This is a genomic window from Trinickia sp. LjRoot230 (assembly GCF_964253315.1).
In the GTDB taxonomy this organism is placed as follows: Bacteria; Pseudomonadota; Gammaproteobacteria; order Burkholderiales; family Burkholderiaceae; genus Trinickia.
The window spans coordinates 1,292,590-1,317,429 of sequence record NZ_CAXUQX020000001.1; the positions used below are offsets into that span (position 1 = coordinate 1,292,590).

General features: G+C 60.5%; 27 protein-coding genes and 1 tRNA gene. 25 read left to right on the forward strand and 3 right to left on the reverse strand.

Annotated elements, in window-relative coordinates; translation table 11 throughout:
• The first annotated feature begins 191 nt into the window (after nucleotides 1–191).
• The 9 genes from thrS (at nucleotide 192) to ACSQ20_RS06160 (ending at nucleotide 8,227) form a co-directional block, all read left to right on the forward strand.
• On the forward strand, nucleotides 192–2,099 hold the full coding sequence (thrS, locus tag ACSQ20_RS06120) for a threonine--tRNA ligase (protein WP_436018273.1): 1,908 nt from the start codon (nucleotides 192–194) through the stop codon (nucleotides 2,097–2,099).
• 49 nt (nucleotides 2,100–2,148) lie between these two features.
• A complete protein-coding gene (gene infC / locus ACSQ20_RS06125) occupies nucleotides 2,149–2,670 on the forward strand; it encodes a translation initiation factor IF-3 (RefSeq protein WP_436022941.1) in 522 nt (173 codons plus the stop codon).
• A gap of 195 nt (nucleotides 2,671–2,865) precedes the next feature.
• A complete protein-coding gene (gene rpmI / locus ACSQ20_RS06130; RefSeq protein WP_436018274.1) occupies nucleotides 2,866–3,063 on the forward strand; it encodes a 50S ribosomal protein L35 in 198 nt (65 codons plus the stop codon).
• 30 nt (nucleotides 3,064–3,093) lie between these two features.
• Nucleotides 3,094–3,453, forward strand: a complete 360-nt coding sequence (gene rplT, locus ACSQ20_RS06135) for a 50S ribosomal protein L20 (protein ID WP_004192938.1) — start codon at nucleotides 3,094–3,096, stop codon at nucleotides 3,451–3,453.
• Between the two features lie 149 nt (nucleotides 3,454–3,602).
• Nucleotides 3,603–4,616, forward strand: a complete 1,014-nt coding sequence (gene pheS, locus ACSQ20_RS06140; RefSeq protein ID WP_436022943.1) for a phenylalanine--tRNA ligase subunit alpha — start codon at nucleotides 3,603–3,605, stop codon at nucleotides 4,614–4,616.
• 74 nt (nucleotides 4,617–4,690) lie between these two features.
• Nucleotides 4,691–7,123 (forward strand): phenylalanine--tRNA ligase subunit beta, encoded by a 2,433-nt coding sequence (gene pheT / locus ACSQ20_RS06145; RefSeq protein ID WP_436018275.1) that lies wholly within the window; start codon nucleotides 4,691–4,693, stop codon nucleotides 7,121–7,123.
• A 65-nt stretch (nucleotides 7,124–7,188) separates the two neighbouring features.
• Nucleotides 7,189–7,599, forward strand: a complete 411-nt coding sequence (locus tag ACSQ20_RS06150; RefSeq protein WP_436018276.1) for an integration host factor subunit alpha — start codon at nucleotides 7,189–7,191, stop codon at nucleotides 7,597–7,599.
• An 88-nt stretch (nucleotides 7,600–7,687) separates the two neighbouring features.
• A complete protein-coding gene (locus ACSQ20_RS06155; protein WP_436018277.1) occupies nucleotides 7,688–8,098 on the forward strand; it encodes a MerR family transcriptional regulator in 411 nt (136 codons plus the stop codon).
• Between the two features lie 52 nt (nucleotides 8,099–8,150).
• A tRNA-Pro gene (locus ACSQ20_RS06160) sits at nucleotides 8,151–8,227 on the forward strand.
• Nucleotides 8,228–8,361: 134 nt separating this feature from the next.
• Here the strand turns inward: ACSQ20_RS06160 and ACSQ20_RS06165 are convergent.
• Both ACSQ20_RS06165 and ACSQ20_RS06170 read right to left on the reverse strand, forming a co-directional pair.
• Nucleotides 8,362–8,727 (reverse strand): DUF1493 family protein, encoded by a 366-nt coding sequence (locus ACSQ20_RS06165; protein ID WP_436018278.1) that lies wholly within the window; start codon nucleotides 8,725–8,727, stop codon nucleotides 8,362–8,364.
• A 320-nt stretch (nucleotides 8,728–9,047) separates the two neighbouring features.
• On the reverse strand, nucleotides 9,048–9,464 hold the full coding sequence (locus ACSQ20_RS06170; RefSeq protein ID WP_436018279.1) for a hypothetical protein: 417 nt from the start codon (nucleotides 9,462–9,464) through the stop codon (nucleotides 9,048–9,050).
• A gap of 606 nt (nucleotides 9,465–10,070) precedes the next feature.
• Between ACSQ20_RS06170 and ACSQ20_RS06175 the strand changes: the two genes are divergently transcribed.
• From ACSQ20_RS06175 to ACSQ20_RS06205, 7 genes are read left to right on the forward strand one after another with little or no spacing between them, the layout of a single operon-like run.
• Complete coding sequence (locus tag ACSQ20_RS06175) at nucleotides 10,071–11,165, forward strand: cupin domain-containing protein (protein ID WP_436018280.1); 1,095 nt, start codon at nucleotides 10,071–10,073, stop codon at nucleotides 11,163–11,165.
• Nucleotides 11,162–11,539: a hypothetical protein gene (locus ACSQ20_RS06180; RefSeq protein ID WP_436018281.1), complete on the forward strand. Its 378-nt coding sequence runs from the start codon at nucleotides 11,162–11,164 to the stop codon at nucleotides 11,537–11,539. The genes ACSQ20_RS06175 and ACSQ20_RS06180 overlap by 4 nt, the downstream gene beginning before the upstream one ends.
• Before the next feature lie 3 nt (nucleotides 11,540–11,542).
• On the forward strand, nucleotides 11,543–12,562 hold the full coding sequence (locus ACSQ20_RS06185) for a GNAT family N-acetyltransferase (RefSeq protein ID WP_436018282.1): 1,020 nt from the start codon (nucleotides 11,543–11,545) through the stop codon (nucleotides 12,560–12,562).
• Nucleotides 12,559–13,434: an aminotransferase class IV gene (locus ACSQ20_RS06190; RefSeq protein ID WP_436018283.1), complete on the forward strand. Its 876-nt coding sequence runs from the start codon at nucleotides 12,559–12,561 to the stop codon at nucleotides 13,432–13,434. The genes ACSQ20_RS06185 and ACSQ20_RS06190 overlap by 4 nt, the downstream gene beginning before the upstream one ends.
• 5 nt (nucleotides 13,435–13,439) lie before the next feature.
• On the forward strand, nucleotides 13,440–15,017 hold the full coding sequence (locus ACSQ20_RS06195) for a styrene monooxygenase/indole monooxygenase family protein (protein ID WP_436018284.1): 1,578 nt from the start codon (nucleotides 13,440–13,442) through the stop codon (nucleotides 15,015–15,017).
• 11 nt (nucleotides 15,018–15,028) lie between these two features.
• On the forward strand, nucleotides 15,029–16,375 hold the full coding sequence (locus ACSQ20_RS06200) for an FAD-binding oxidoreductase (protein WP_436018285.1): 1,347 nt from the start codon (nucleotides 15,029–15,031) through the stop codon (nucleotides 16,373–16,375).
• Nucleotides 16,372–17,115: an SDR family NAD(P)-dependent oxidoreductase gene (locus ACSQ20_RS06205; protein ID WP_436018286.1), complete on the forward strand. Its 744-nt coding sequence runs from the start codon at nucleotides 16,372–16,374 to the stop codon at nucleotides 17,113–17,115. The genes ACSQ20_RS06200 and ACSQ20_RS06205 overlap by 4 nt, the downstream gene beginning before the upstream one ends.
• Before the next feature lie 52 nt (nucleotides 17,116–17,167).
• Here ACSQ20_RS06205 and ACSQ20_RS06210 read toward each other — a convergent pair whose 3' ends face one another.
• On the reverse strand, nucleotides 17,168–17,401 hold the full coding sequence (locus ACSQ20_RS06210) for a hypothetical protein (RefSeq protein ID WP_436018287.1): 234 nt from the start codon (nucleotides 17,399–17,401) through the stop codon (nucleotides 17,168–17,170).
• 259 nt (nucleotides 17,402–17,660) lie between these two features.
• Here ACSQ20_RS06210 and tauA point away from each other — a divergent pair, with 259 nt between their 5' ends.
• From tauA to ACSQ20_RS06255, 9 genes are all read left to right on the forward strand, one after another.
• On the forward strand, nucleotides 17,661–18,668 hold the full coding sequence (gene tauA / locus ACSQ20_RS06215) for a taurine ABC transporter substrate-binding protein (protein ID WP_436018288.1): 1,008 nt from the start codon (nucleotides 17,661–17,663) through the stop codon (nucleotides 18,666–18,668).
• Between the two features lie 26 nt (nucleotides 18,669–18,694).
• The gene (locus ACSQ20_RS06220) at nucleotides 18,695–19,477 is read left to right on the forward strand and encodes a taurine ABC transporter ATP-binding protein (RefSeq protein WP_436018289.1); all 783 of its coding nucleotides are present in this window, start codon (nucleotides 18,695–18,697) and stop codon (nucleotides 19,475–19,477) included.
• A 3-nt stretch (nucleotides 19,478–19,480) separates the two neighbouring features.
• Nucleotides 19,481–20,347, forward strand: a complete 867-nt coding sequence (locus tag ACSQ20_RS06225) for an ABC transporter permease subunit (protein ID WP_436018290.1) — start codon at nucleotides 19,481–19,483, stop codon at nucleotides 20,345–20,347.
• On the forward strand, nucleotides 20,347–20,604 hold the full coding sequence (locus tag ACSQ20_RS06230) for a hypothetical protein (protein ID WP_436018291.1): 258 nt from the start codon (nucleotides 20,347–20,349) through the stop codon (nucleotides 20,602–20,604). The genes ACSQ20_RS06225 and ACSQ20_RS06230 overlap by 1 nt, the downstream gene beginning before the upstream one ends.
• A 152-nt stretch (nucleotides 20,605–20,756) precedes the next feature.
• The gene (locus ACSQ20_RS06235; RefSeq protein WP_436018292.1) at nucleotides 20,757–21,827 is read left to right on the forward strand and encodes a hypothetical protein; all 1,071 of its coding nucleotides are present in this window, start codon (nucleotides 20,757–20,759) and stop codon (nucleotides 21,825–21,827) included.
• 109 nt (nucleotides 21,828–21,936) lie between these two features.
• Complete coding sequence (locus ACSQ20_RS06240; protein WP_436018293.1) at nucleotides 21,937–22,593, forward strand: RNA polymerase factor sigma-70; 657 nt, start codon at nucleotides 21,937–21,939, stop codon at nucleotides 22,591–22,593.
• A 66-nt stretch (nucleotides 22,594–22,659) separates the two neighbouring features.
• Nucleotides 22,660–22,917, forward strand: a complete 258-nt coding sequence (locus tag ACSQ20_RS06245; protein ID WP_436018294.1) for an MbtH family protein — start codon at nucleotides 22,660–22,662, stop codon at nucleotides 22,915–22,917.
• A 4-nt stretch (nucleotides 22,918–22,921) separates the two neighbouring features.
• Entirely contained in the window at nucleotides 22,922–23,983 is a 1,062-nt protein-coding gene (locus tag ACSQ20_RS06250; RefSeq protein ID WP_436018295.1) for a TauD/TfdA family dioxygenase, read from the forward strand.
• Nucleotides 23,980–24,828 carry an ABC transporter ATP-binding protein gene (locus tag ACSQ20_RS06255; RefSeq protein WP_436018296.1) on the forward strand — a complete coding sequence of 283 codons (849 nt, stop codon included), beginning with the start codon at nucleotides 23,980–23,982 and terminating at the stop codon, nucleotides 24,826–24,828. Before ACSQ20_RS06250 ends, ACSQ20_RS06255 begins: the two co-directional genes overlap by 4 nt.
• The last annotated feature ends 12 nt before the right edge of the window (nucleotides 24,829–24,840 follow it).

Genomic DNA, 24,840 nt, shown 5'->3' on the forward strand with positions numbered 1-24,840 from the left:
TTCGGAACGACGCTAGTCGAGGACCTCTTTCGCCTGTTTCAGCATCTGCGGTTTGTGAAAGTGAATGCGGCCCCTCGAAAGCGGGGCCGCATTTTTTTTGCCTTGGTCTGCCTGTATCGCTTGCATCCGGCTGGTACTTTTTCTTGCTGTCATCGCGTCGGTCGCCATCGATGCGGCAATCGGAGAATGAAATGGTTTCGATACGCCTGCCTGACGGTTCGGTTCGACAATACGATCATCCGGTCACGGTGGCCGAAGTCGCTGCATCCATCGGCCCGGGGCTTGCGAAGGCGGCGCTCGGCGGCAAGCTCGACGGCGAACTCGTCGATACCTCGACGCTGATCGAGCGCGACGCGTCGCTTGCAATCGTCACCGATAAGGACGCAGACGGCCTCGATATCATTCGCCATTCGACGGCCCACTTGCTCGCCTACGCGGTGAAGGATCTTTATCCCGAAGCGCAAGTGACGATCGGGCCGGTGATCGACAACGGCTTTTACTACGACTTCGCTTATTCTCGGCCTTTCACGCCCGAAGATCTCGAGAAGATCGAAAAGCGCATGCAAGAGTTGGTGAAAAAAGACGAGGCCGTTTCGCGCCGCGTGGTGTCGCGCGACGAAGCGGTGGCCTACTTCAAGGACATTGGCGAAAAGTACAAGGCCGAGATCATCGAATCGATCCCCGCGAGCGATGAAATCAAGCTCTACTCGCATGGCGGTTTCACGGACCTGTGCCGCGGCCCCCACGTGCCGTCGACGGGCAAGCTCAAGGTGTTCAAGCTGATGAAGGTCGCGGGTGCCTATTGGCGCGGCGATTCGAAAAACGAGCAGTTGCAGCGCATCTACGGCACGGCATGGGCCAGGAAAGACGATCAGGACGCCTACCTGCACATGCTGGAAGAGGCGGAAAAGCGCGACCACCGCAAGCTCGGCCGTCAACTCGACCTCTTTCATATCCAGGACGAATCGCCTGGCATGGTGTTTTGGCACCCGTTGGGCTGGACGCTCTGGCAGCAGATCGAGCAGTACATGCGTCGACGTGTGAATGCCGACGGTTATCTCGAGGTCAAGACGCCGATGATCATGGACCGGTCCCTCTGGGAGGCGTCGGGCCACTGGCAGAATTATCGCGAGAACATGTTCACGACCGAATCGGAAAAGCGCGATTACGCGATCAAGCCGATGAACTGTCCCGGTCACGTGCAAGTGTTCAAGCACGGCTTGCGTTCGTATCGCGATTTGCCGCTGCGTTACGCGGAATTCGGGTCATGCCATCGCAACGAGGCGTCGGGCGCGCTACATGGCCTGATGCGCGTGCGTGGCTTCGTGCAAGACGATGGGCATATTTTCTGTACCGAAGCGCAATTCATCGAGGAATCGATCAAGTTCAACACGCTGGCGATGAGCGTCTATCGCGACTTCGGGTTCGAGCACATCGACATCAAGTTGTCGCTGCGGCCCGAGCAGCGCGCGGGCACCGACGAAATCTGGGACCGCGCCGAAGCCGGCCTGCGCGAGGCACTGACGGCGTGCGGCGTGCAATGGGAAGAGCTTGACGGCGAGGGCGCCTTTTACGGGCCGAAGGTCGAATATCACATCAAGGACGCACTCGGCCGCTCGTGGCAGTGCGGCACGCTCCAGCTCGATATGGTGTTGCCGGAGCGGCTTGGTGCCGAATATGTCGCCGAAGATAACAGCCGCCGCCGGCCGATTATGCTGCACCGGGCGATCGTCGGGTCCATGGAGCGTTTTATCGGCATTCTGATCGAGCACCATGCTGGCGCGATGCCCGCCTGGCTTGCGCCGATGCAGGCCGTGGTCATGAATATCGCCGAAAGCCAGGCCGAGTATGCGCAGGCGGTATGCCAATCGTTGCAAAAACAAGGGCTTAGAATTGAGGCCGATTTGCGCAACGAGAAAATTAGCTATAAAATACGCGAGCATACGCTCGAAAAAGTGCCGTATCTGCTGGTGGTCGGCGATAAAGAGCGTGATTCGCAAACGGTAGCCGTGCGTGCCCGTGGCGGTGTGGATATGGGTGTGATGCCCGTCGACGCCTTCGTTGAGCGCCTGCATCAGGACGTCCAGGCCTTCAAGTGAACCACTTGGCAGCGCGGCTCGTTTTTTTAATTTTTAGAGGAAACGGAACATCGCTACTGATAAGTCGCATCGCATCAACGGTGAAATCAATGCACCCGAGGTGCGTCTCGTTGGAGTCGAGAACGAACCGCTCGGCATCGTAAAACTGGCTGATGCTTTCCGCATGTCGGAACAGCAGGACGTGGACCTCGTGGAAATCGCCCCACAGGCGGACCCGCCCGTTTGCCGTCTGATGGACTACGGCAAGTTCAAGTACCAGGAAGCGAAAAAGCAGCATGAGGCCAAGCTCAAGCAGAAGGTCATCCAGGTCAAGGAAGTGAAGTTCCGGCCGGGAACCGATGACGGTGACTATCACGTCAAACTGCGCAACCTCATTCGTTTCCTCGATGACGGCGACAAGACGAAAATTACGTTGCGCTTCCGCGGCCGGGAAATGGCGCACCAGGAAATCGGCATGCGAATGCTCGAGCGCTTGCGCGGCGACCTCGACGAGGTTGGCCAGGTCGAGCAGATGCCGAAGATGGAAGGGCGTCAGATGATCATGGTGCTCGCACCGAAAAAGAAGAAGTAACGCGTAACGCGGTCGAGGCAGCTTTAGCTTCGGCCGATGTGCAGGTTTCGGACAGGCGCACGGCTGGTAGGGCGCTTGTCTTGAAAAATGCGGCGGCTTTCGAGTTGCGCCGCAAACAAGTGGACTGGGTTTCGAAGGGCGGTGTTGGGCTTTTGGCCGACCGCACACCCATCGCCATCAAATAATGGAGTTGTCATGCCTAAGATGAAAACCAAGAAAAGCGCTGCGAAGCGCTTTGTGGTGCGTCCGGGCGGTACCGTCAAGCGCGGTCAAGCCTTCAAGCGTCACATCCTCACCAAAAAGACGACGAAGAACAAGCGTCATCTGCGTGGTTCCACGGCTGTGCACGAGACCAATATGGACTCCGTGCGCGCTATGCTGCCGTTCGCTTAACCCTCAACCGACAACTCATAGGAGCGAAACATGCCTCGAGTCAAACGTGGGGTTACAGCACGTGCCCGCCACAAGAAGATCATCAACCTTGCGAAGGGCTATCGCGGCCGTCGCAATAACGTCTACCGCATCGCTAAGCAAGCGGTTATGCGTGCGGGTCAGTATGCCTATCGCGACCGCCGCAACAAGAAGCGTGTGTTCCGTGCACTTTGGATCACGCGTATCAATGCAGCGGTGCGTCAGCACGACATGACATATAGCGTGTTCATCAATGGCCTGAAAAAGGCGTCGATCGAACTCGACCGCAAGGTGCTGGCCGATATGGCCGTGTTCGACAAGGCCGCTTTTGCCGCGATCGTGAAGCAGGTGAAAGCCGCCGTTGCAGCCTAATTGCGAAATTAGCACTGCGTGGTTCGTGGCGGTGACACTGGCGTGAGCTGGTTGTCGCCGCAACAAAAACGGGGGCTCCTCACCGAGCCCCCGTTTTTGTTGGTCGAGCGTTTTTCATAATATTCATCGACATTGAAATGATGGGATCAATGGATCTGGACCAGATTGTTGCCGAAGCGAGAAAAGCGTTTGACGGCGCTGCCGACAGTGTCACGCTCGAAAACGAGAAGGCGCGCTTTCTTGGCAAGGCGGGCGCATTGACCGAGTTGCTCAAGGGGCTCGGCAAGCTTGATCCCGAGGCTCGCAAAATCGAGGGTGCCCGCATCAACGTGGCCAAGCAGCAGGTGGAGGCCGCGCTCGCCGCACGTCGCGAGGCACTGGCGCAAGCGCTGCTCGATCAGCGCCTGGCTGCCGAGGCAGTCGACGTCACGCTGCCGGGGCGCGGTACGGGTTGCGGCAGTCTGCATCCGGTGATGCGTACGTGGGAGCGCGTGGAACAGATTTTTGGTTCGATCGGTTTCGACGTGGCGGACGGCCCCGAAATCGAAACGGACTGGTACAACTTCACCGCATTGAACAGCCCCGAGAATCATCCGGCGCGTTCGATGCAAGACACGTTTTATATCGACGGCACCGATGCGAGTGGTCGCGCATTATTGTTGCGTACGCATACGAGCCCGATGCAGGTGCGTTACGCGCGCAATCACAAGCCGCCCATCAAGGTCATCGTGCCGGGACGTACCTACCGCGTCGACAGCGATGCAACGCATTCACCGATGTTCAATCAGGTCGAAGGGCTCTGGATCGACGAGCACATCAGCTTCGCCGATTTAAAGGGCGTCTATACCGATTTCCTGAAGAAGTTCTTTGAGCGCGACGATATCTCGGTGCGGTTTCGTCCATCGTATTTCCCGTTCACCGAGCCCTCCGCCGAAATCGACATGCGGTTCGAAGAAGGCAAGAACGCCGGAAAATGGCTGGAGATATCAGGCTCCGGGCAAGTCCATCCGAACGTCGTCCGAAACATGGGGCTCGACCCGGAGCGCTATATCGGCTTCGCGTTCGGCAGTGGTCTCGAGCGGCTCGCGATGCTGCGCTACGGCGTGCAGGATCTGCGACTGTTTTTCGAGAACGATCTGCGCTTTTTGCGGCAATTCGCGTAAGGCGTGCGCTGTCGTTGCCGTTGCCGCTGATATTGCGCCGGACTTGGACCTCACTCATTCGAACCTAGACACTCATGCAATTCCCTGAATCCTGGCTTCGCACCTTCGTCGATCCGCAACTGACAACGGACGAACTGGCGCACGCGCTGACGATGGCCGGTCTCGAAGTCGAATCGTTGCGCGCGGCCGCGCCTGCGACATCGAAGATTGTCGTCGGCCGTGTGCTCGAGGTCGTCAAACATCCGGATGCCGACAAGCTCAACGTTTGTCAGGTCGATGCGGGCACGGGGGCCGTGCTCAATATCGTCTGCGGCGCGCCGAACGTGGCGCCGGGCATCAAGGTGCCCGTCGCGCTCGTCGGGGCGCAGTTGCCGCCGGTCGAGGAGGGCGGTGCGCCGTTCGAGATCAAACTGTCGAAGCTGCGTGGCGTGCAAAGCGAAGGCATGCTGTGCTCGGCGCGCGAGCTCAAGCTTTCGGAAGATCACAGCGGGTTGCTGATTCTGCCGGCGGACACGCCGGTGGGTGAGGATATCCGGCAAACGCTGAAGCTCGACGACAAGATTTTCGAAATCAAGCTGACGCCGAACAAAGCCGATTGCTTGTCGGTCTTCGGCGTGGCGCGCGAGACGGCCGCTATCACCGGTGCTGAATTGAAGCCGTTGGCCATTGCACCCGTGGCGGTTACGCTCGACGAGATATTGCCGGTCAAGATTGTCGCGCCCGAACTGTGCGGCCGTTTTTCGGGGCGTGTCATTCGCGGCGTCAACGCACGTGCGAAGTCGCCGCAGTGGATAGTCGAGCGTCTCGAACGTTCGGGGCAAAGAAGCATTTCCGCGCTCGTCGATATTTCGAACTATGTGATGCTCGAGATTGGGCGGCCGACGCATGTCTTCGACCTCGACAAGATCCACGGCGGCATGGAAGTGCGCTGGGGCCGCCGCGGCGAAACGCTCAAGTTGTTGAACGGCAATACGGTCGAGCTCGACGAAACGGTTGGCGTGATCGCTGACGACCGCCAGGTCGAAAGCCTTGCCGGCATCATGGGCGGCGACAGTACCGCGGTGACGCTCGATACGACGAGCATTTATCTGGAGGCCGCGTTCTGGTGGCCCGACAGCATTCGTGGGCGCGCTCGCAAATATAGTTTTTCGACCGATGCGGCCCATCGTTTCGAGCGCGGCGTCGACTACTCGACCACGGCTGAGCATCTCGAGCGCGTCACGCAGTTGATCCTCGATATCTGCGGCGGCAAGACCGGGCCGGTCGACGATCAGTCGGTCAACGTGCCCAAACGCGAAGCCGTGACGATGCGCGTGGCACGCGCGCAGCGGATCATCGGCGTGCCGGTTCATGCGGACGAGATGGCCCGGATCTTCACCCGACTTGGCCTCGCGTTCGAATTCGACGGCGACGCGTTCACGGTGACACCGCCGCCGTACCGCTTCGATATCGAAATCGAAGAGGACCTCATCGAGGAAGTCGCGCGCATCTATGGGTTCGAGCGGATTCCGGCACGGCCGCCAATCGCTGCCAACGAGATGCGCGCGACGAACGAGACGCAGCGCTCGATTCACGCGATTCGTCACGCGCTTGCTGCACGCGATTATGCGGAGACGGTCAACTTCAGCTTTGTCGACGAAGCTTGGGAGCGTGATTTCGCCGGCAACGATAATCCCGTGCGGCTGATCAACCCGATCGCAAGCCAGATGTCGGTGATGCGCACGACGCTTGCGGGCTCGCTCGTAAGCGTTTTGCGTCACAACCTCAATCGACGTGCGGAACGCGTCCGCATTTTTGAGGCGGGCCGTGTGTTTGTACGCGACGCGTCGTTGGCGGCGGGTGAATTCACGGTCGAAGGCTATGCGCAGCCGACGCGCATCGGCGGGCTCGCATACGGTTCCGCATTGGAAGAGCAATGGGGCGCGCCGACGCGCATGGTCGATTTTTTTGATGTGAAGGGGGATGTAGAGGCGCTTTTCGCCCCGCTGACGGTGCGCTTCGTAAAAGCCGAGCACCCGGCGCTGCATCCTGGGCGCAGCGCGCGCATCGAGCACGGTGGGCGTGAGTTGGGTTGGATCGGCGAGCTGCATCCGCGTTGGATGCAGAAATACGATTTGCCGCACGCGCCTATTGTCTTCGAGCTCGACGCCCAGGCGTTGATGGCGCGTACGCTGCCGGCGCTTTTCGATGTATCGAAATTTCCGCCGGTGCGACGCGATATTGCCGTGGTGGTCGATCAAAAAATCGAAGTGCAGGCCCTGTTGGACGAGATGCAAAAGGCGCTCGGCGAGGGGCCATGCAAGTTTGTTCAAAGGGTTGCGCTCTTCGATGAATTTCGTGCAAAATCAAATACTTCCGGCGGCCTGGCTGCGCACGAGAAAAGCCTTGCCTTCCGCGTGACCCTGCAAGATACTGGCGGCACGCTGCAGGACGAGACGGTCGACGCGGCCGTCAAGGCCTTGGTGGACCGTCTGGCTCGAGTCTACGGTGCGCGGTTGCGGGGATAAGCACGAACAGCTTCGGATAGATGCTGGCGTATGGCGCCAGCATCGGATGGCCGCTGTTTTTAGATATGAATGAAATGAACTCGAGTGATTTCGAAGCCCTTCTTTCGGCGCAGCGTGGCGCCATGATTCGCGAAATTCCGACTCCGCCCGCGAGCGCCTCGTCCGAAACGCCTACGCTCACCAAAGCCGAACTGGCCGAGTTGCTGTTCGACAATGTCGGGCTCAACAAGCGCGAGGCCAAGGATATGGTTGAGGCGTTTTTCGACGCGATTCGCGATGCACTGGAAAGCGGTGACAGCGTGAAGCTGTCGGGCTTCGGTAATTTCCAATTGCGGGACAAGCCGCAGCGGCCCGGCCGGAATCCGAAAACGGGCGAGGCGATACCGATTGCCGCGCGCCGTGTCGTGACGTTTCATGCCAGTCAGAAATTGAAGGCGCTGGTTGAAAACGGTGTCGAGCCGACTTTTCCGCGTTAAAGCCTGAAAGAACGCGCGGCGCAATGCGTGTTCCAATGCGTGTGCATTTGCGTCCTTTGCGTCCCTTTACCACGACGGTTAACTGACGATGACAACGACGGTCGAGAAAGTCGTCTTGCCTCCGATTCCGGCGAAGCGCTACTTCACGATCGGTGAAGTCAGCGAACTATGCGGCGTCAAGCCCCATGTGCTTCGTTATTGGGAGCAGGAGTTCACGCAGTTGCGTCCGGTGAAGCGGCGCGGCAACCGCCGCTATTATCAACATCACGAAGTATTGTTGATTCGCCGCATTCGCGAATTGCTTTACGAACAAGGCTTCACGATCAATGGCGCGCGTAACCGGCTCGATGCGCGCGGTGCGGTGATCGAAGATGAGCAGGATGAGGGGCAGCAGGGGGCGGCGAGTGCTTCTGTCGCTGCTGCGTCGAATGCATCAATGGTCGACGTTGAAAGGCTTCGTAACGAGCTGCGCAGTGTGATCGAGTTGTTGCGTCGTTAACGTATGTGAGTGGTTCTAATCGGTCAAAACGTCTGTTATACTCGAACGCTTTCGGGGCGTAGCGCAGCCTGGTAGCGTACCTGCATGGGGTGCAGGTGGTCGGAGGTTCAAATCCTCTCGCCCCGACCAGGAATGTCAAGGAGTTACAGATGTGAGTCTGTAACTCCTTTTCCATTTCCGGCGGACACATCCCCTCTCTTACGGAGACATCACGCTTTAAGAAGGCATGCCGGAATTCGGAGCCTTGCTTCGGTCGTCGTTGTCTATTTGTCAGTGGGGGCCTTCTCCACTTTCTCTGAATCCCACCTGCCAAGGCCGGCAGCGGTGACGAGCATGCTGACCGTGATAGGAGTGCGATCGAGCGCCTTGCGCCGCTTCCTGGACAGTGCCGTCACGAGCATGAGCAGCAGACCGGAACCCTCGTCCATGAAGTAGCGCCCCGACGAGAAGTCGCCTTCTTCAACCTTGAAGTGGGCGAAGAAGGCTTCCATGAACATTTCGCCCTCGATGCCAGTAATGCCGAGATCGTCTTCAAGCGTCGTGGTCTGCGTGATGACCTTGCTCTTTGACAACCCGCGCTCGCGACGCGCGAACGATTCGACTTCTTCGAGCAGCATCGAATTGATCATAGCCGGTCCTCGGGTTTCGCGAGCAGGTTGTCGCGGACGATGCTGCGGTAGCTGATTTATACAACGTGGCCCTTCATTTCATTCACTATGGTTTCCCGCGCCGTCGACGTCCTTCGCTGGCTTTTGCCGCGGGTCGATGCCATGCTCGCGCAACAGTTTCGTCAAACGCGCGACCTTGAACCAAAGCGCACATATCGTTACCGCCGTGATGAGCGAGTAAACGTTTTCGTTTCCGAGCCAACGCGACATAAGCATTACCCCGCCGACGAATGCTAGTGAGGTCAACAGAAGCAAGCCGCGATCGATGAGCCTTGCTTTCATTACTTCACTCCCATCCCCGTCCTTGCATGCATTCCGTAAAACGCGCGTTGAGGAGACGATACGTCAAAAACTTCGGGGTGTTGCGCAAGGAAAACGTGCATCGGTTGAATCAACGCAATGCCCTGCGCGAATAGTGCCTGATGCATACGCGCCGCTGCGAGCGGGCCTGCTTTGCAGGCGTAGAACGCGTCCGCCGCGACTGCGAGGCTCTCGATGGACCCGCCCAGGTAATAGGCGGCATACAACGCCTCTGCATATGCGAGCTTGTCGGCTAAATCGCCCGCGCCGATCAGTTCGCGAATGGTGACCTTCATGCCGAACGTCTTGACCAGTCCAGCCAGTTGACCGATTGTTTGAAGCGCGCTCGTTTGCGACGAGAATAAATTCGTCGGCGCCGTTAGCCCGATCGCTTCCATATTCTGTTTGAATACCGGATAGAACCCGGCTGCGAGGTTTGGCCCATATTCTCTCTCAGTTTTTGTCGGCTGTCGCGCGACTGACTATTGTCAAATTTGTGCGGCAGTAGGGTATCACCGAATCGAAAGGTGACCGCGAACGCAAGAACGCGATATCCCCAACATCCGCTATGGTCACTGTTCCTCGTACCCATTTCTGACACCAGGATTTCTCGCGATGAAGCTGCTAAATCCACGTCCGTCCATGGCGAGCCGCTTCATACGTTCAACGTTCTCTTTGCCAGTTCTCGCGTAGGCGTACTGGTAACGCACGCCATCTGAAAAGACCGCCCATAGTATTTGTGCCCCTCACCAATCTACCAAGACCGCTGACTGCTCACCCGTTCGTAGGGGTTCACTCACGCATTCAGTAGGGATAACGCCGTTACGCACAGCAGGCTACGCGAATTCGTGATCCGCCGCCCCATGCGCCGTTGCTATTGTTCTTCCAAACCATGCGTTCCGGATCAGGCATTCGCGTGCCTCGATTTGGTCGGCTATTGGCGTCAAGCCGTTCGTTTTGTGGAGAGAGCGTTGTCTGAGAATAGTGCAGTTGCGGCGCGGCAAATGTCTGCGGCGGATTCGATGGATCGCGCGCTGACCGGCGCGGCTGCCGTGCGTGTGATTGGCAGACACGCATTGTCATGCCTGAGTTCCGTCGTGGTCGCCGGCCAGCGCCATACCCTCGGCGAAGTGCGATCGTTTCGCAGCGATGCCGAGCTCGCGGCCTTTTTGCCGCTCGTTGCTCCGCTTTCGCTGAGTTGGGTTCGGCTCGCATCGGGCGAGGCACTCGACACGCACACGCACGAGACGAAATCGATGATCGTGATTGCCGAAGGATGTGGCACGGTGATCGGTGATATCGACCAAGGCAGCCAAGGCATCAGGGCTGGTGACATCGTCGCCGTTCCGCCTGGCGCTCGCCATGGTTTTATCGGCGGGTCGCCAGATGGCTTTTGGGCGCTCTCGATCCAGTTCGAGGAATCGGCACTTTACGATGACGCCGCGCGTCCGCAGGTCGAGTTCGCTCAACCGGACAACAAACTGCAAGCGTTCGAAGCGCTCGCGCAAGAGCACATGGAGCGATTCGCGAACAATCCGCTGTTCGATCTCGTCGATGGCACAGCGCACGTAAATGCAGAGGTCCGCGCGCGGATGCTCGACTTTCTGCAGCCATGGTCCGATGCGTTCCAGCGCATTGCCTGCGCACGCGTCTATGCCGAGTCCGATCCACGCGCGTGTACGGTCGCTCAGCGTCATCTGGCCGAAGAGATCGGGCACAACGCGGAACTCGCGCGCACACGCGGTGACACCGCCAAGCGGCGCTGGGACCCGATTATCGACGCCGTGTCGTCTTGGTTTGTCGACCGCATGGTTGCTTCGACGTCCGCTGCGCGCACGGTACTTATGCACTTCGTGCTGGAAAGCAGCTCGCTCGTCTTCCACAGCCGAGCGAAGGCGCTTTTTCCCGATTCGAAGTACTTCGCTGTCCATGCCGCGTTCGATGAGCACCATTTGCAAATGGGCAGAGAACTGCTCGCGCAAGATCGTTCCGTTGACCTGGCGCAACTGACCAACGAGCTCGAGATGGGATGGCAGATGATCGAGATGCTTTGTTCCCGCATCGCCGTGCTCGCGTCATCGGGCGAGGAGCACACATGACGGCCAGCGTGGCGCATCGCGAGCTTGTCGAGCGCGAGCTGATGATCCTCAGCGCGATCTATCGACGTGATCAGGCTGTCATGACCGCGCTGATGGCGCCCGACGGTTTTGGTGTCGATCCCGACTTCGGCCACAAGCGTCATCCTGATTTGATCGAGAACATCACCACAGCTGAGATCGAGCACTGGGGCGCATCGAACTTCCAGGTGTCGTGGCTCACGTCCGACGCTTACGTTATTGCCTACGAGCTTTCTCAGAAGGGGGCGTACCGTGGCGAGCAGTTGCCCGAACACATGGCGTGCAGTACGGTCTGGTGGCGTGCGCAGACCGGTTGGCAGGCGCTCATGCATCAGGAGAGCCATGCCGATCGTTGAGGAATGCGAATGATCTCGTGCGCGAGCGTCCCGCTGTTCGAGGCGGCCGACGCCGACATCGTATTCCGGCGCCTCTTTTGCGCGCTCTATGGCAGCGCTGAACCCAATGTCGCGCTCGGACGCATTATTCATTGGGCAAACGTTGCGCACGGACTGAGTGCATCGACAACTGCGCTCGACGATTGCGTGGCGCATGTACCAAGCGGGTATTTCTACGCGCCGCAGACGGCTGCGCCCGTGCCTGATCAGGTGCCATCGCTCATCGAGCAAGGGGGCGATGCGCGCGCGGACGTGACATTGATTCCTGTCGTCGATCGGGCTAAGGCGGCGACGCTCAGGGACGCGAAGTTCATCGAGTTGCCCTGGTTTGTGGAGTCGCGCTTTATTTCCGAAGGCGACGTGCATGCGAGCCTGCGCGCGCAACTCGGCGGCGACCGCTATCGGCGATTGCGCAAGCAGGCTCGCAAGGCGGATGCGGAGTACGCTTTTTCGATCCACTGGGGTGAATCGGCAAAGGCCTGGATTCCGACCTTCGATCGCCTGCACCGTCAGAACCTCGCAAAGTATGGACATCGTTCAAATCATTTCGCGCCGTCTCTCGTCGAAATGCTGTTCGACTCGCCGCTCGGGGCGCGGGTCGGCATCGCGCTGCAGACCGTGCGTGCCACGGGTGAGGCGGTGCAAGCGTGCCTGCTTGCGCATGACGATCACGCGCGAATGATCAGCCTCATCGTGCACGGCATCGATCATGATCGGGTGCCGCGCGATCAGAATCTTTACGCGAGCACGATCTATGACGTCTATTGTTGGGGCGCGGAGCGCGGCGTGCGCGTATTCAGCCTCGGGCGCGGCGCACCGAACGTAAAAGCGAGCCTCGGTGCAAACGTATTTCGTCCGCTGGCGAACTATGTTTTTCCGCACCAGCCGCAGTGGACCCCGCAGTTGCTCCAATTGCGCGCGCTCGCCGAAGCGGCAATGCAAGCGACCATGGCGTCGCTGCTGCAAACAGGAAATGGAAGATGAGCGCACTCGTTCTCGATCCGGCGTCGATTTCAGTATGGGTCGATGGTCGGCAATGCGACTACAGTGACGGCACACTGCATGTGCTCAGTCATGGATTGAACAACGCAAGCTGCGTTTTTGAGGGCGCGCGCGCTTATGGAGGGCGCGTCTATGCCCTCGCCGAGCACATTGCCCGCCTCGAGCGCTCGGCAACCGTGTTCGAAATGGCGTTGCCGTTTCCGGCCGAGGCGATCGACGCGGCCACACGCGAGCTCGTCAGTACCTCGCGTCTGGAAGAAGCCTATATCCGTACTGTCGCCTGGCGAGGCGCAGAGCAAATCGGCATCTCGGCGGCCGCGACAACCGTGCATCTCGCGATCGCCGTCATTCCTTGGACCGATGTCATCACGCCTGAACAGCGTACCGAAGGCATTCGGATCACGGTGAGTAAATGGCGAAAACCTTCGCCGGCGGCAGCCCCGCTCAACGCGAAAGCGGCTTGCCACTATGCGGTTGCTACGCTCGGTCTGCATGCCGCGCGGCGCGCAGGGTTCGATGATGCGTTGTTCCTCGATCATGAGGGCTGCGTTGCAGAAGCGACCGGTGCCAATCTGTTCGCTGTATGCGACGGTGTGCTTGTAACACCGCCTGCGGTCCACTGCCTCGACGGCATCACGCGGCGCACGATCATTGGATTGGCGCGCGGGGAAGGCATCGCCGTTCGCGAACAGCCGATGACGGTGCGCGACTTGCTCGCGTCGCAAGAGGTCTTTTTGACGGGTACGGCAATGGAGGTATTGCCCGTTCGTCAGATCGACGATGCCACGCTGCCCGCGGATAAGCGCCTCTGCGAGCGGCTGAGCGACGCATATCGGTGTTTGGTCAGGAGATGAGCACAATGGCTTCTATTGGTGTTGTCGGAGCGGGTATCGCGGGGCTGCACCTCGCGTTGCTGCTGCAGCGCGAAGGGTTCGACGTGACAGTCTATGCGGCTGCCACGCCCGATGAGCAGCGCAGTGCCCGTTTGCCGAATAACGTCGCCCGGTTTGGACCCACACAGCGTCGCGAAGCGGAACTCGGTGTAGCATTCTGGCCTGCGCAGGATTATGCGATGCATTGCGCGCATGTGCGCGTGCGGGATGGGGATCGCGATCCGGTTGCTTTTCGCGGTGATCTGTTCGAGCCGGCCACGTTCGTCGATTTTCGTCTCTATCTGCCGCGGCTGCTCGAAGAAGTGGAGCGTCGTGGCGCCACGGTCAAAATCGGTGCGGTGGATGCGACTGCGCTCGACGCGATCGCCGCGCGGCATGACCTCGTAGTCGTCAGCACGGGGCGCGCCGGGCTCTCCAATGTCTTCGAGCGCATCGTTGAGCGATCGCCTTATCACGAGCCGCAGCGTCGCATTCTCGCCGGGTATTTCAACGGCGTTGCGCAGCCCGATCCGATCGGCCTGCATTTCGAGGTCGTGGCGGGCTGCGGCGAGATCTTTCAGACGCCCGTGCTGACGTTCTCGGGCCCGGTGACGGGCTTGACGTTCGAAGCGATTCCGAACGGTCCATGGGATAGCGTCGTGCGCGCCGATTATACGAACGGCGATCCGGGCCGCGTGATCGAGCCGATACTGGCGCTGGTTCGCGATTACTCCCCTGAGATCGCCGCGCGAATCGATGCCGCGCATTTCGAACTGGTGCGCCCGCTCGATCTGTTGCAAGGAGCGATCGTCCCTTGCGTGCGTCGCGCATGGGCACGCTTGCAGTCGGGTGCGGTCGTCGTCGCCGTCGGCGACGCGCTCGTCGTCAACGATCCACTAACCGGGCAGGGTGCGAACCTTGCGTCATGCTGTGCATTTGAGCTTGGGCGGTTGATTCTCGAAGCGGAGCATTTCGATGAGACCTTCGCAAATCGATGGGAGGCGCGTGCCGCGGTATTGACGGCAAACACCACGGAATGGACCAATTCATTCCTCGCTGGGCCCGAGCCGCACGTGCAGCGGCTCATGGAGCGCGCTCAGCAGCACCAGCCGATCGCCGATGCTTTCGCGAATAACTTCGCTGATCCGACATACATGTGGGATTGCATCGCGACGCCGGAAGCCGCGTCCAGGTTTGCCGAACAGACGATGGCCGACAGCACGACCGAAGCGGCGTTGTACGCACAACAGCATCGCTTCATCTGCGCGTTACTCAACGACGATCGCGGCACGCTCGAGACGCTGCTCTTGTCCGGGACACCCCACATCGATGCGGGCCTGCGCTTCGAGCCAGCCGCTGGCGTTGCCGGCGATCCCACTTTGAGCGGATTTCATATGATCCGCCGCGCCAAGCATCTCGTGATCGTCAGCCACGCGCTTGATCGCCCCGCGGGGCCTCGATCATCGAACCGCATTTATTGCTCGACCGTTTGGGTTCGACAGCCGGCATGCTGGAAGGTCGCATTCTTTCATCTGAGCCCTGTTCGGATGCCGAACGTTTCATGAGGCGACGATCGATGCCTGCCACTTCGCTAGCGCGCCTTGGCTTCCGGGGCGCGCTCATCGCCCCGGAGCACGATGACTACGATCGCATGCGCACAGCCTGGAAAGGTGTGGATCGGCGTCCGGCGTTGATTGCGTGCTGCCAGGATGTATCCGATGTTCGCCGGGTGCTCGAATATGCGCGCACCACACGCGCGCCACTCGCCGTCATGGGCACGGGTCATGATGTGGCGGCCAGATCGATCCCCGACGATGCGCTCGTGCTCTGTACCTCGCGAATGCGCGCGATCGAGGTCGACGCACCTCGGCAGTTGATTACGGTACAGCCGGGTGTTCGCTGGGGAGAGCTCTGCGACGCCGTCGAGCCGTATGGACTGGCGACGACCGGTGCCTCCGTTGCCACGGTCGGCGTGGCGGGGTTCGTCTTGCATGGCGGGTTCGGGTGGCTCATGCGCCGCTGCGGCGCAGGCTGCGACAACATCGCGGCGCTCGATCTGGTCACGGCCGACGGTGAGATGCGCACCGTGACGGCCGACGCCGATCCTGATCTCTTTTGGGCCATGCGCGGCGCCGGCTCGAATTTCGGTGTCGTGACTTCGCTGACGCTGCACCTGCATACGATTCCCCGCGTATGGGCGGGTGTGCTCGTCTATCCTGCCGAGCGTGCGCGAGAGGTGCTCGAAGTCTACAAGATGCTGACGATCAATGCGCCCGATACGCTCACGACGCACTTTTACTACATGGGGGGCGAAGACGGCACACACGCGGCTGGCATCGGCATCTGTTTCAGCGGCAATACGGGCGACGCAGACCGGGTGCTGGCGCCGCTGGACCGCCTCGGCATACCGTGGAGGACCTCGGTAAAGGCGATGAGCGTGGCCGGGCTGCAGGCAGTGCACGACAGCAGCACGCCGGTCGGCGGCCGCTATCACTTGCGCTCGCACTATCTGTCGGCGCTCGATGACGAACTCATGACGGCCATACTCGAACACTGCAAACGGATTACGGCGCCGTTGACGAAGGTGTTCATCGAACATCTGGGGGGGGCCATCGCGCGTGTGCCTGCCGAAGCGACGGCGTTTCGCGGCCGCGCCGCGCACTATTCGTTCCTTGCCGTGGCCGGGTTCAGGCAGAGCGAGCCAGCGTCGCAGCATATTCGATGGGTGCGCGACCTCGGCGATGCGGTTCGGCCATTTGCGATTGAAGGAGCATACGTGAACTATCTCGACGATGACGAGGACCATCGCATCCCGGCAGCTTATGGGCCAGGCTATGCGCGGTTGCTCAGCCTCAAGCGGCGCTACGATTCCGATAACCTGTTTCGTGCCAACCGAAATCTCGACGCCAAGGATGCGCCATGACGCGAGCGACGAGAGTGGCTATCGTAACGGGCGCATCGCGCGGGATCGGCGCGGCGATCGCGACGCGTCTGGCTGCTGACGGCATGCGAGTTTTCGTTCACTATCGCGATGCGGCGTTCGAGGCCGAGGCCCGCTCGGTCGTGGCGCGCATCGAGGCCGCGGGCGGAGTCGCGCGCGCGTTACCTGCCGATCTGCGCGAGCCCGGGCAGATTCGCGATCTGGTGGCAGCGGTGATACGCGAGGCGGGGCAGTTGGACGTTTTGATCAATAACGCTGCTATCTACGACAAGCGGCCGCTTTCGGATATCGACGTCGCCCACATCGACGAGCATTTCAACGTGAACCTTCGCGGCCCGCTGATCGCGACGCAGGTGGCGGCGCAGCATTTGCGCTCGGGAGGACGTATCGTCTATGTCGGTTCGGGACTCGCGAGAAGGATTGCCCCCGGGTGCTCGATCTACGCGGCGACCAAAGCGGCACTCGAGGCCGTTGCACGTTGTCAGGCCGCTGAACTCGGGCCACGCGGCATCACCGTCAACGCCATCGCGCCGGGGATCGTCGATACGGCAATGCTGGCGCGCGTGCTTTCCACGGAGGACCGGGAAGCGTTGATAAGAAATACCGCGCTTGGCCGCATCGGTGAGCCCGACGATATTGCACGCGTCGTTGCATTCATGGTGTCGGCTGACGCCGCCTGGATCAGCGGTCAGGTCATCGACGCCGACGGCGGGCTCGCCTGAGCACTTCCCGAGCGGAGCGCGAAACGGACGAACGCGATATCACCAACATCCGCTATGGTCGCTTTTCCGCGTACCCATTTCTGAGCGCCGGATTTCTCGCGATGAAGCTGCTAAGTCCGCGTCCGTCCACGGCGAGCCGCTTCATACGTTCGACGTTCTCTTTGCCCGTCCGCGCGTAGGTGTACTGATAGCGCACGCCATCAGAAAAGACCACCCATATGAAGTCGTCGCCGATTTCATAGGAAGCGACTCCGGAGTCCCCGTTTAGGTTTTTGTAGCGCTCCATGATGTGTCCTTCTCTCGGAAAGTGCGCGAGCGACAGCGCTGGTGGCTCCATGAGATGCGCTGACGCGTGAAGTAAGTATCATTTGGTATCGCCGGTTTTGATACCTATCGAACCGCATGAAACTGGCTGAAATCTTCAAGCTTCTTTCGCAGAACTTTGCATATCTAACGCTGATTTGCTTGTTTCATCGCGCCGGCCGAAGCCGCTAATCTGGGGGACAAATCCACCAATCGCTTCTTCGTGCCAGGCTTAAGCGCTCATGAAACTCAAACACCCATTCTCATCGTTCGTAGCTGTTGCCGCGCTAGCGCTGACACTTCTCCACGGCACGGTTGTCCAAGCTGAAACCGTCAACATCGCGTACCAATACGGCGCCGATCCGGCCAAGCTCGCGCAGGCGAGCGCCGCGTATGAAAAGGCCACCGGCTGGACCATCAACTGGCGGCGCTTCGATACTGGCGCAGACGTCGTCGCGGCGCTGGCGTCCGGCGACATCCAAATCGGGGACGTCGGCTCCAGCCCATTTGCTGCCGCCATCAGCCGCGGCGTGCCGATCGAAGCGGTCGTTCTCAATGCGTTGACCGGCGCTTCGGAAGCACTGGTCGTTCGCAATGGCGCTCACGTCGACAAACAGCAAGACCTCGTTGGCAAGACGATTGCGACGCCGTTTGTATCGACGAGCCACTACAGTCTGCTAGCCGCGCTCAAGCACTGGAATATCGACGCGAAGCAGCTGCATATCGTCAACCTCGGTCCGACCGAAATCGTCGCTGCATGGTCGCGTGGAGATATCGATGCGGCCTATACGTGGGACCCAGCGCTTGGCAAAGCGAAGCAGAGCGGCAAGGTGCTCGTGGACTCGACGCAAGTCGGTCAGTGGGGCTCGCCGACGTTCGACTTGTGGGCAGTACGCAAGGATTTCTCACAAGCGCATCCAGACTTCGTCCAGAAGTTCGTGGCCGTGACATTGCAAGCAATTTCGGACTATCGGGCCAACGGAAAGTCATGGACAGCTGCCTCGCCGCAAGCAGCGGCAATTTCGAAGTTGAGCGGCGCCACGGTGGCCGACGTACCGCAACTGCTCGCAGGCAATGTCTATCCCGGTGCAACCGAGCAGGCATCCGGCGCGCTGCTTGGCGGCGGCACGGCAAAGGCGGTTGCAGCGACGGCGCGCTTTCTGAAGGAACAGAAGAAGATCGACCAGGTTCTGCCTGACTACAGCACTTCGATCACGGCGCGATACATTCAGGCGTCGGCATCGAAATAACATGGCGTCGGGTCTCGGAGCAAGACATGGCTGAACTCAGTGCGCGACACGCAAGTGTTATTTACGATACGCCGCGCGGCCAACTCACTGCGCTGCAAGATGTCTCGGTATCGGTGCACAGCGGCGAAATCGTCGTGGCGCTCGGCGCCTCCGGCTGCGGCAAGAGCACGCTTTTATCACTGCTCGCCGGGTTTCTTTTGCCGACGTCGGGCCGCGTCACCATTGACGATGTGTCGATTGTCGGCCCCGATGCGAACCGCGGCGTTGTATTCCAGGACGACGCACTGATGCCGTGGCTCAACGTGATCGATAACGTCAGTTTCGGTCTGCGCATGCAGGATATCGGCCGCTCCGCACGTCACGCGCGCGCCGAGGAAGTTCTTCAGCTCGTCAAGCTGAAAGGCTTCGAGCATCACCGCATCGACGAGATTTCAGGCGGCATGCGTCAACGTGTCGGACTGGCACGGGCGCTTGCCGCCGATCCGGCGTTCCTGCTGATGGACGAGCCACTGGGTGCGCTCGATGCGCTCACCCGTGAGCATATGCAGACGCTGCTGCTCGACGTGTGGCACAAAACGAAGAAGGGCGTTTTCCTGATTACGCACAGTATCGAGGAGGCCGTCATGCTTGCTACCGAACTGCTGATTCTGTCTCCGAGGCCGGGCCGCGTAGTCGCAAGGCACAAGCTCGACTTCGCGCGCCGCTATGCCGCAGGCGAACCGACTCACTCGATCAAGACCGATCCCACGTTTGTGGAGATTCGCCTTTCATTGCTCGATCAACTCATTCGCGAGACCGAGGAGGCCTGACACGTGCCATCGACTGAACAGACGCTGCGCATTCCGGCGCCAACGAAAGCCGGCGCAAATGAAACGCCTGGCATTGCCATCGCTGCGCGGCGACGCTTGCCTCGCGTCGATATTGGCCACGCGGCGACGATCGTCGTCGTGTCGCTGCTGTTCTCGGGTTGGTGGGTCGTCGGCCACCTGCAGTGGTTGCCCGCGGTATTGTTGCCGACGCCGGAAGCCGTCGTGCGCAAACTGGTGCTGCTGAACACTGACGGCTTCGATGACGCGACGCTCTTCCAGCATCTGTTTGCCAGTTTGTCACGCATTGCGATTGCGTTCGTCCTTGCCGTTATGACGGCGATTCCCGCGGGCTTGCTCATCGCGACGAATCGTATCGCCCGCGGCGCGCTGGATCCGCTGATCGAATTTTATCGACCGATTCCGCCGCTCGCTTATCTGCCGTTGATGGTGATTTGGTTTGGCATCGGCGAGCTTTCCAAAGTGCTGTTGATCTATCTGACGATCTTTGCGCCGCTCGCGATCGCCACGGCATCAGGTGCGAGTCGCGTGTCAAAAAGCCGGTTGCAGGCGGCCGCGTCATTAGGGGCGACTCGCTTTAAACTGCTTCGCTATGTTGTGCTGCCCAACGCGCTGCCGGACATCCTTACGGGTGTGCGGATCGCACTCGGCGCCGGCTGGTCCACTCTTGTGGCCGCCGAACTGATCGCCGCGACGCGCGGCCTGGGATTCATGGTTTATTCGGCGTCCCGATTCCTGGTCACCGATGTTGTACTTGCAGGCATCCTCGTGATCGGCGCGGTTGCATTGACACTAGAGATCGGTTTGCGGTGGCTGCAAAAGCGCCTCACGCCCTGGCAGACGACGCAGTGATGGGCACGCTGGCAACGACGGTGTTTCGAGCAGGAGTGCGGTATCTCGCGCGCGGCTTGAACAAGCAACGGTCGAAGCACGCGCCGCTTACATCCGAATGGGTCGAACCGGACGACCGCAAGCGGCTTGTCGCGCATCATGGCGCCGCATTGTCTGAGCGACTCGAACAGATCGCGGCTTACGCACGCTGCGGCTACTTCAATATGGAATACACCGCCGGCTTGTTCATCGTGCCACCGGATATTCCACCGAACTGACGCCGCAGCGATCGGGCGTGCGCTTTCATTTTGATGATGCTGCCATAGACAGTATCATTTGGTATCATTGGATTTGATACTTATCAAAACGAATGATACTCCTTGAAACCTCCAAGCCGGACCCGTGGCACTTTCCACGTCCCGAGTTGGCTTTGGGCTATCTCCAAGCCTTCGACCTGAAGCTGTCGTCCGCGCGCGGACTGTTTGCCCGCCGGCGCATGGGCAAGACCGAGTTCTTGCGTCGCGACCTGCTGCCCGCAGCGATTGCGCACGGGTATCTCGTTGCATACACCAATCTCTGGGATAACCGTTCGGAGCCCGATGCCGTCCTCGTTGCAGCGCTTGCCGACGCACTCGAGCCGCAAGGTGTAAAAGGCGTGCTCTCCCGAATCGGGCGCCCGGTTCGGACAGTCAAGGCAAGCGCCAGGATCCCGGGCGCCGAAGGGGCCATCGAAGCGCAACTGGCGCCCGCCGCCGTCGATAGCGCAATCGCGCTTCGCCAAGTGCTCAAGCAGCTGGATCGGCAAAAAAAACCGTTGCTGCTAGTCATCGACGAAGCGCAGGTGCTCGCGCGCGCGGACCACACCGACTTCGCACACGCACTGCGGGCGGCGCTCGATATCCGCAAGGAACGCATCAAAGTGATCTTCGCAGGCAGCTCCGAGACGACCTTGCGAGAGATGTTCGCGCGCGCGTCGCAGCCGTTCTACAACTGGGCTTCGTTGGAGCCATTCCCGCTGCTGGGAGACGATTTCGTCGCATTCACCATCAAGCTCGTGAACAGCATGGCGCGCCATCGGCTCACGCTCGCGCAGGGTAAGCATGCTTTCGACGAACTCCATCGCACGCCGGAGTTTTTCAAGCGATTCGTCGAACGGTACATGCTCTACCAAGTTGAAGGCGTGGAAGCGGCGCTCGCGAACACGAAGGCTTCCGTGTTTTCCGATGAGCATTTCGCCAAGCAATGGCACGACATGAATCCGGCCGATCGGGCCGTCGTCACGCTGCTGGCGCGCGGGGAATCCGATATTCACGGCGGGGCGGGGCTCGCCCGGCTGTCGGAATTACTGGGCAAGACTGCCACCAAGAATACCGCCGCGCACGCGTTGCGACGGCTGCAGGCGCTCAATGTGGTGACAAGGGTTTCGCTCGGCGACTACCGCTTCGAGGACGAGGCTTTCGCCGAATGGGTTCGACGGCGCCCACTATCCAGGCGAGCCTAGCCGCGCGGCGACGCCCGATCCTTACAATTATTTTTCGGAATAATATTGAGAATGATTCGCGTTTACGTTAAATTTCGGCTTCGACATGATCGGTATCGGAGGCGAATCGATGGCACAGGTAGCGGGATGGACGTCAGGCGTTGAGCGCCAGCAGGCAACATCGGCACCGAGATCGACACCCGCATCGGTCAACGGCGAGCGCTGCGGTGGCCTGCTGCTCGACGTGTTGATCGAGCACCGGCGGGCGCTCGTTAATCTCGCGCGTTCGTTCGTGGGCTGCGTGAGCCGCGCCGAGGACGTTGTGCATGACGTTTTCGTGAAGCTGACAGCGTTTCCGAATCAGGACGCCATCAGGCAGCCCGCGGCCTATGTCGCGCGCATGGTCCGCAATGCGTCGATCGACGCATGTCGTCGGCAAACGCTCGAAAACATTTGGCATGCGGGCGAAGAGGAGGGGTTGGAGGTGGCTTCGTCCGCGCCCACGCCGGAATCGGCCCTGCTCACGCGCGAGGCGCTGCATCGCGCGTTCGACGCACTCAACGCGCTGCCCGAGCGCACCCGCCATGCGTTCGAGCGTGTGAGGCTGCGCGAGCAAACGCTGCAAGAAGCGGCGCGTGCGCTCAATGTGTCGCAAACGCTGGTGCATTTCATGGTGCGCGATGCCGCGCAGCATTGCGCCGAATGTGTACTCGCAGGCGGTACCAAGCCGCCTTGCGTTAGCACGCGTCGCCCGACTAAAAAAAGCCGGGCTTCAAACGTCAACTGAGCAAGGGCATAAAGTTGTTGCCACTTCCCGCTACTGATTCCACCGCTTCGATACTGCGATAACGCCATGAATCCGCATGCCACCGAACTCCTGCCCGATGCCGAGGCCGACGATCTGCAATATACGGTCGTCATCAACGACGAAGAACAATATTCGATCTGGCCGACGTTCCGCGCCGTCCCCGCAGGCTGGCGCGAAGTCGGTGTGAGCGGCCCGAAGGACGCCTGTCTTGCCCATATCGAAATGGTCTGGACCGACATGCGCCCCGCCAGCTTGCGACGCCATATGGAAGCCGCCGAAAACGGTGCATCGGCTGAGGACTGACGCTATGCCGTTGCCATTGCCGCATCCTGCTACCGAAATCGACATCCACTGCGAACTCGAAGACCTGCGCATCGAGCCCGGCTTGCCGACTATCGTGTCCGCGCGGGCGGGCGCAGGTGCGATTGGGCTCGATGCCGCCGCCATCGCGCTTCGCGAGGCCGCGAACACATGCATCGAGCGCGCCGGCGGCGTGCTCTTCAGCGGTTTTCGCATCCCGTCGATCGACGCTTTTCAGCGCTTCGCGCAGTCGTTCGGCGATCCGCTGATCGGGTATGAATTCGCGTCGACGCCGCGTACGCAAGTTGAGGGTGCTGTCTATACGTCAACCGAATATCCGCCTCATCGCTCGATTCCGCTTCACAACGAACAGTCCTACACAAAGGAATGGCCGATGCGAATCTGGTTTCACTGCGCCACGGCCGCGCGTTCGGGCGGTGCAACGCCGATTGCGGATAGCCGCGCGATCTATCGCGCGCTCGATCCTGCGCTCGTCGCGCGCTTCGCCGAACGCGAATTGTTGTACGTGCGCAATTTCGGGCAGGGTTTGGATTTGCCGTGGCAGCAAGCGTTCGGAACCGACGATCCGCGCGCGGTCGAGCGCTATTGCGCGGCGCGCGGCATTGCCTGCGAATGGCGCGAATGCGCCGATGGCGAGTTGCTGCTGCGCACGCGCGAGCGTTGTCAGGCAGTCGCGGTGCATCCGCGCACCGGCGAACGGGTGTGGTTCAATCAAGCCCATCTGTTTCATTTATCCGCGCTCGACGAGGAAATGCGGGACGCACTCGTCGATGCGGTTGGCATCGACAATCTGCCGCGCAACGTCTACTACGGCGACGGCACACCACTGGAGACGACGGCGCTCGACGACATCCGCGGCGTGCTCGATCGAGAGCGTATCGTCTTTCCATGGGCGCAAGGCGATGTGCTGATGCTCGACAACATGCTAAGCGCCCACGCTCGCGAACCATTCGAAGGGCCGCGCACAGTCGTGGTCGCGATGGCACAAAGCTATCGCGACCCGCAAGCGACGACACCGCAAGGCCATGCCGTGTGCGCCGTTCCATGAGCGCCGTAGTCAATCGCTCGACGTTTGCGCTTGCGGCGCGAGCGCTGTCGGTCGGCTATCGGGATCGGCTCGTGCTCGATTCGCTCGATCTGAACATCCGGGCTGGCCGCGTGAGCGCGCTTTGCGGTGCGAACGGATGCGGCAAGAGCACGCTGTTGCGCACGCTTGCCGGGCTGCAGGCGATGCGCTCGGGCGAGGTGAGGGTGGCGGGCAAGTCGCTCGCTGAATATCGGCGGCGCGAGTTCGCGCGTACGTTGACGATGCTAGCGCAGTTCAATCAAATCCCCGCGGGCCTGAGCGTGCGGCAGCTCGTCGAATACGGGCGCTATGCCTATGGCGGATGGCTGCGCGGTATGTCGGCCAACGACCGAGCGACCGTCGATGATGCGTTGGCCGCAAGCGGCCTGGCGGCGTTGGCCGGGCACGATGTGGCCGCGCTGTCGGGAGGCGAGCGGCAGCGCGCGTGGATCGCGATGGCGCTCGCGCAGCAAGCATCCATCATCCTGTTGGATGAGCCGACCACCTATTTGGACATCCATCATCAGATCGACATCCTCACCGAGTTGCGACGGCTGAACCGAGAGCGCGGGCTCACTATCGTCTGGGTGCTGCACGACTTGAATCAAGCCGCTGCCTACAGCGACGAAATCGTATTGATGCGGGCTGGGCGCATCGTTGCGCAGGGCTCGCCCGATGCGATCATCGAGCCGTCGCTGCTCGAAGCGACGTTCGGTGTGCCGATGCTGCGCATCGCACATCCGCAAACGGGTGCGCCGCTATGCGTGCCCGCGCATCGGGTCGATCAACGGGGCGAACAAGCGGCCGCGGCGGGGCTCGCGGCGTGACGAGCTTCGCAA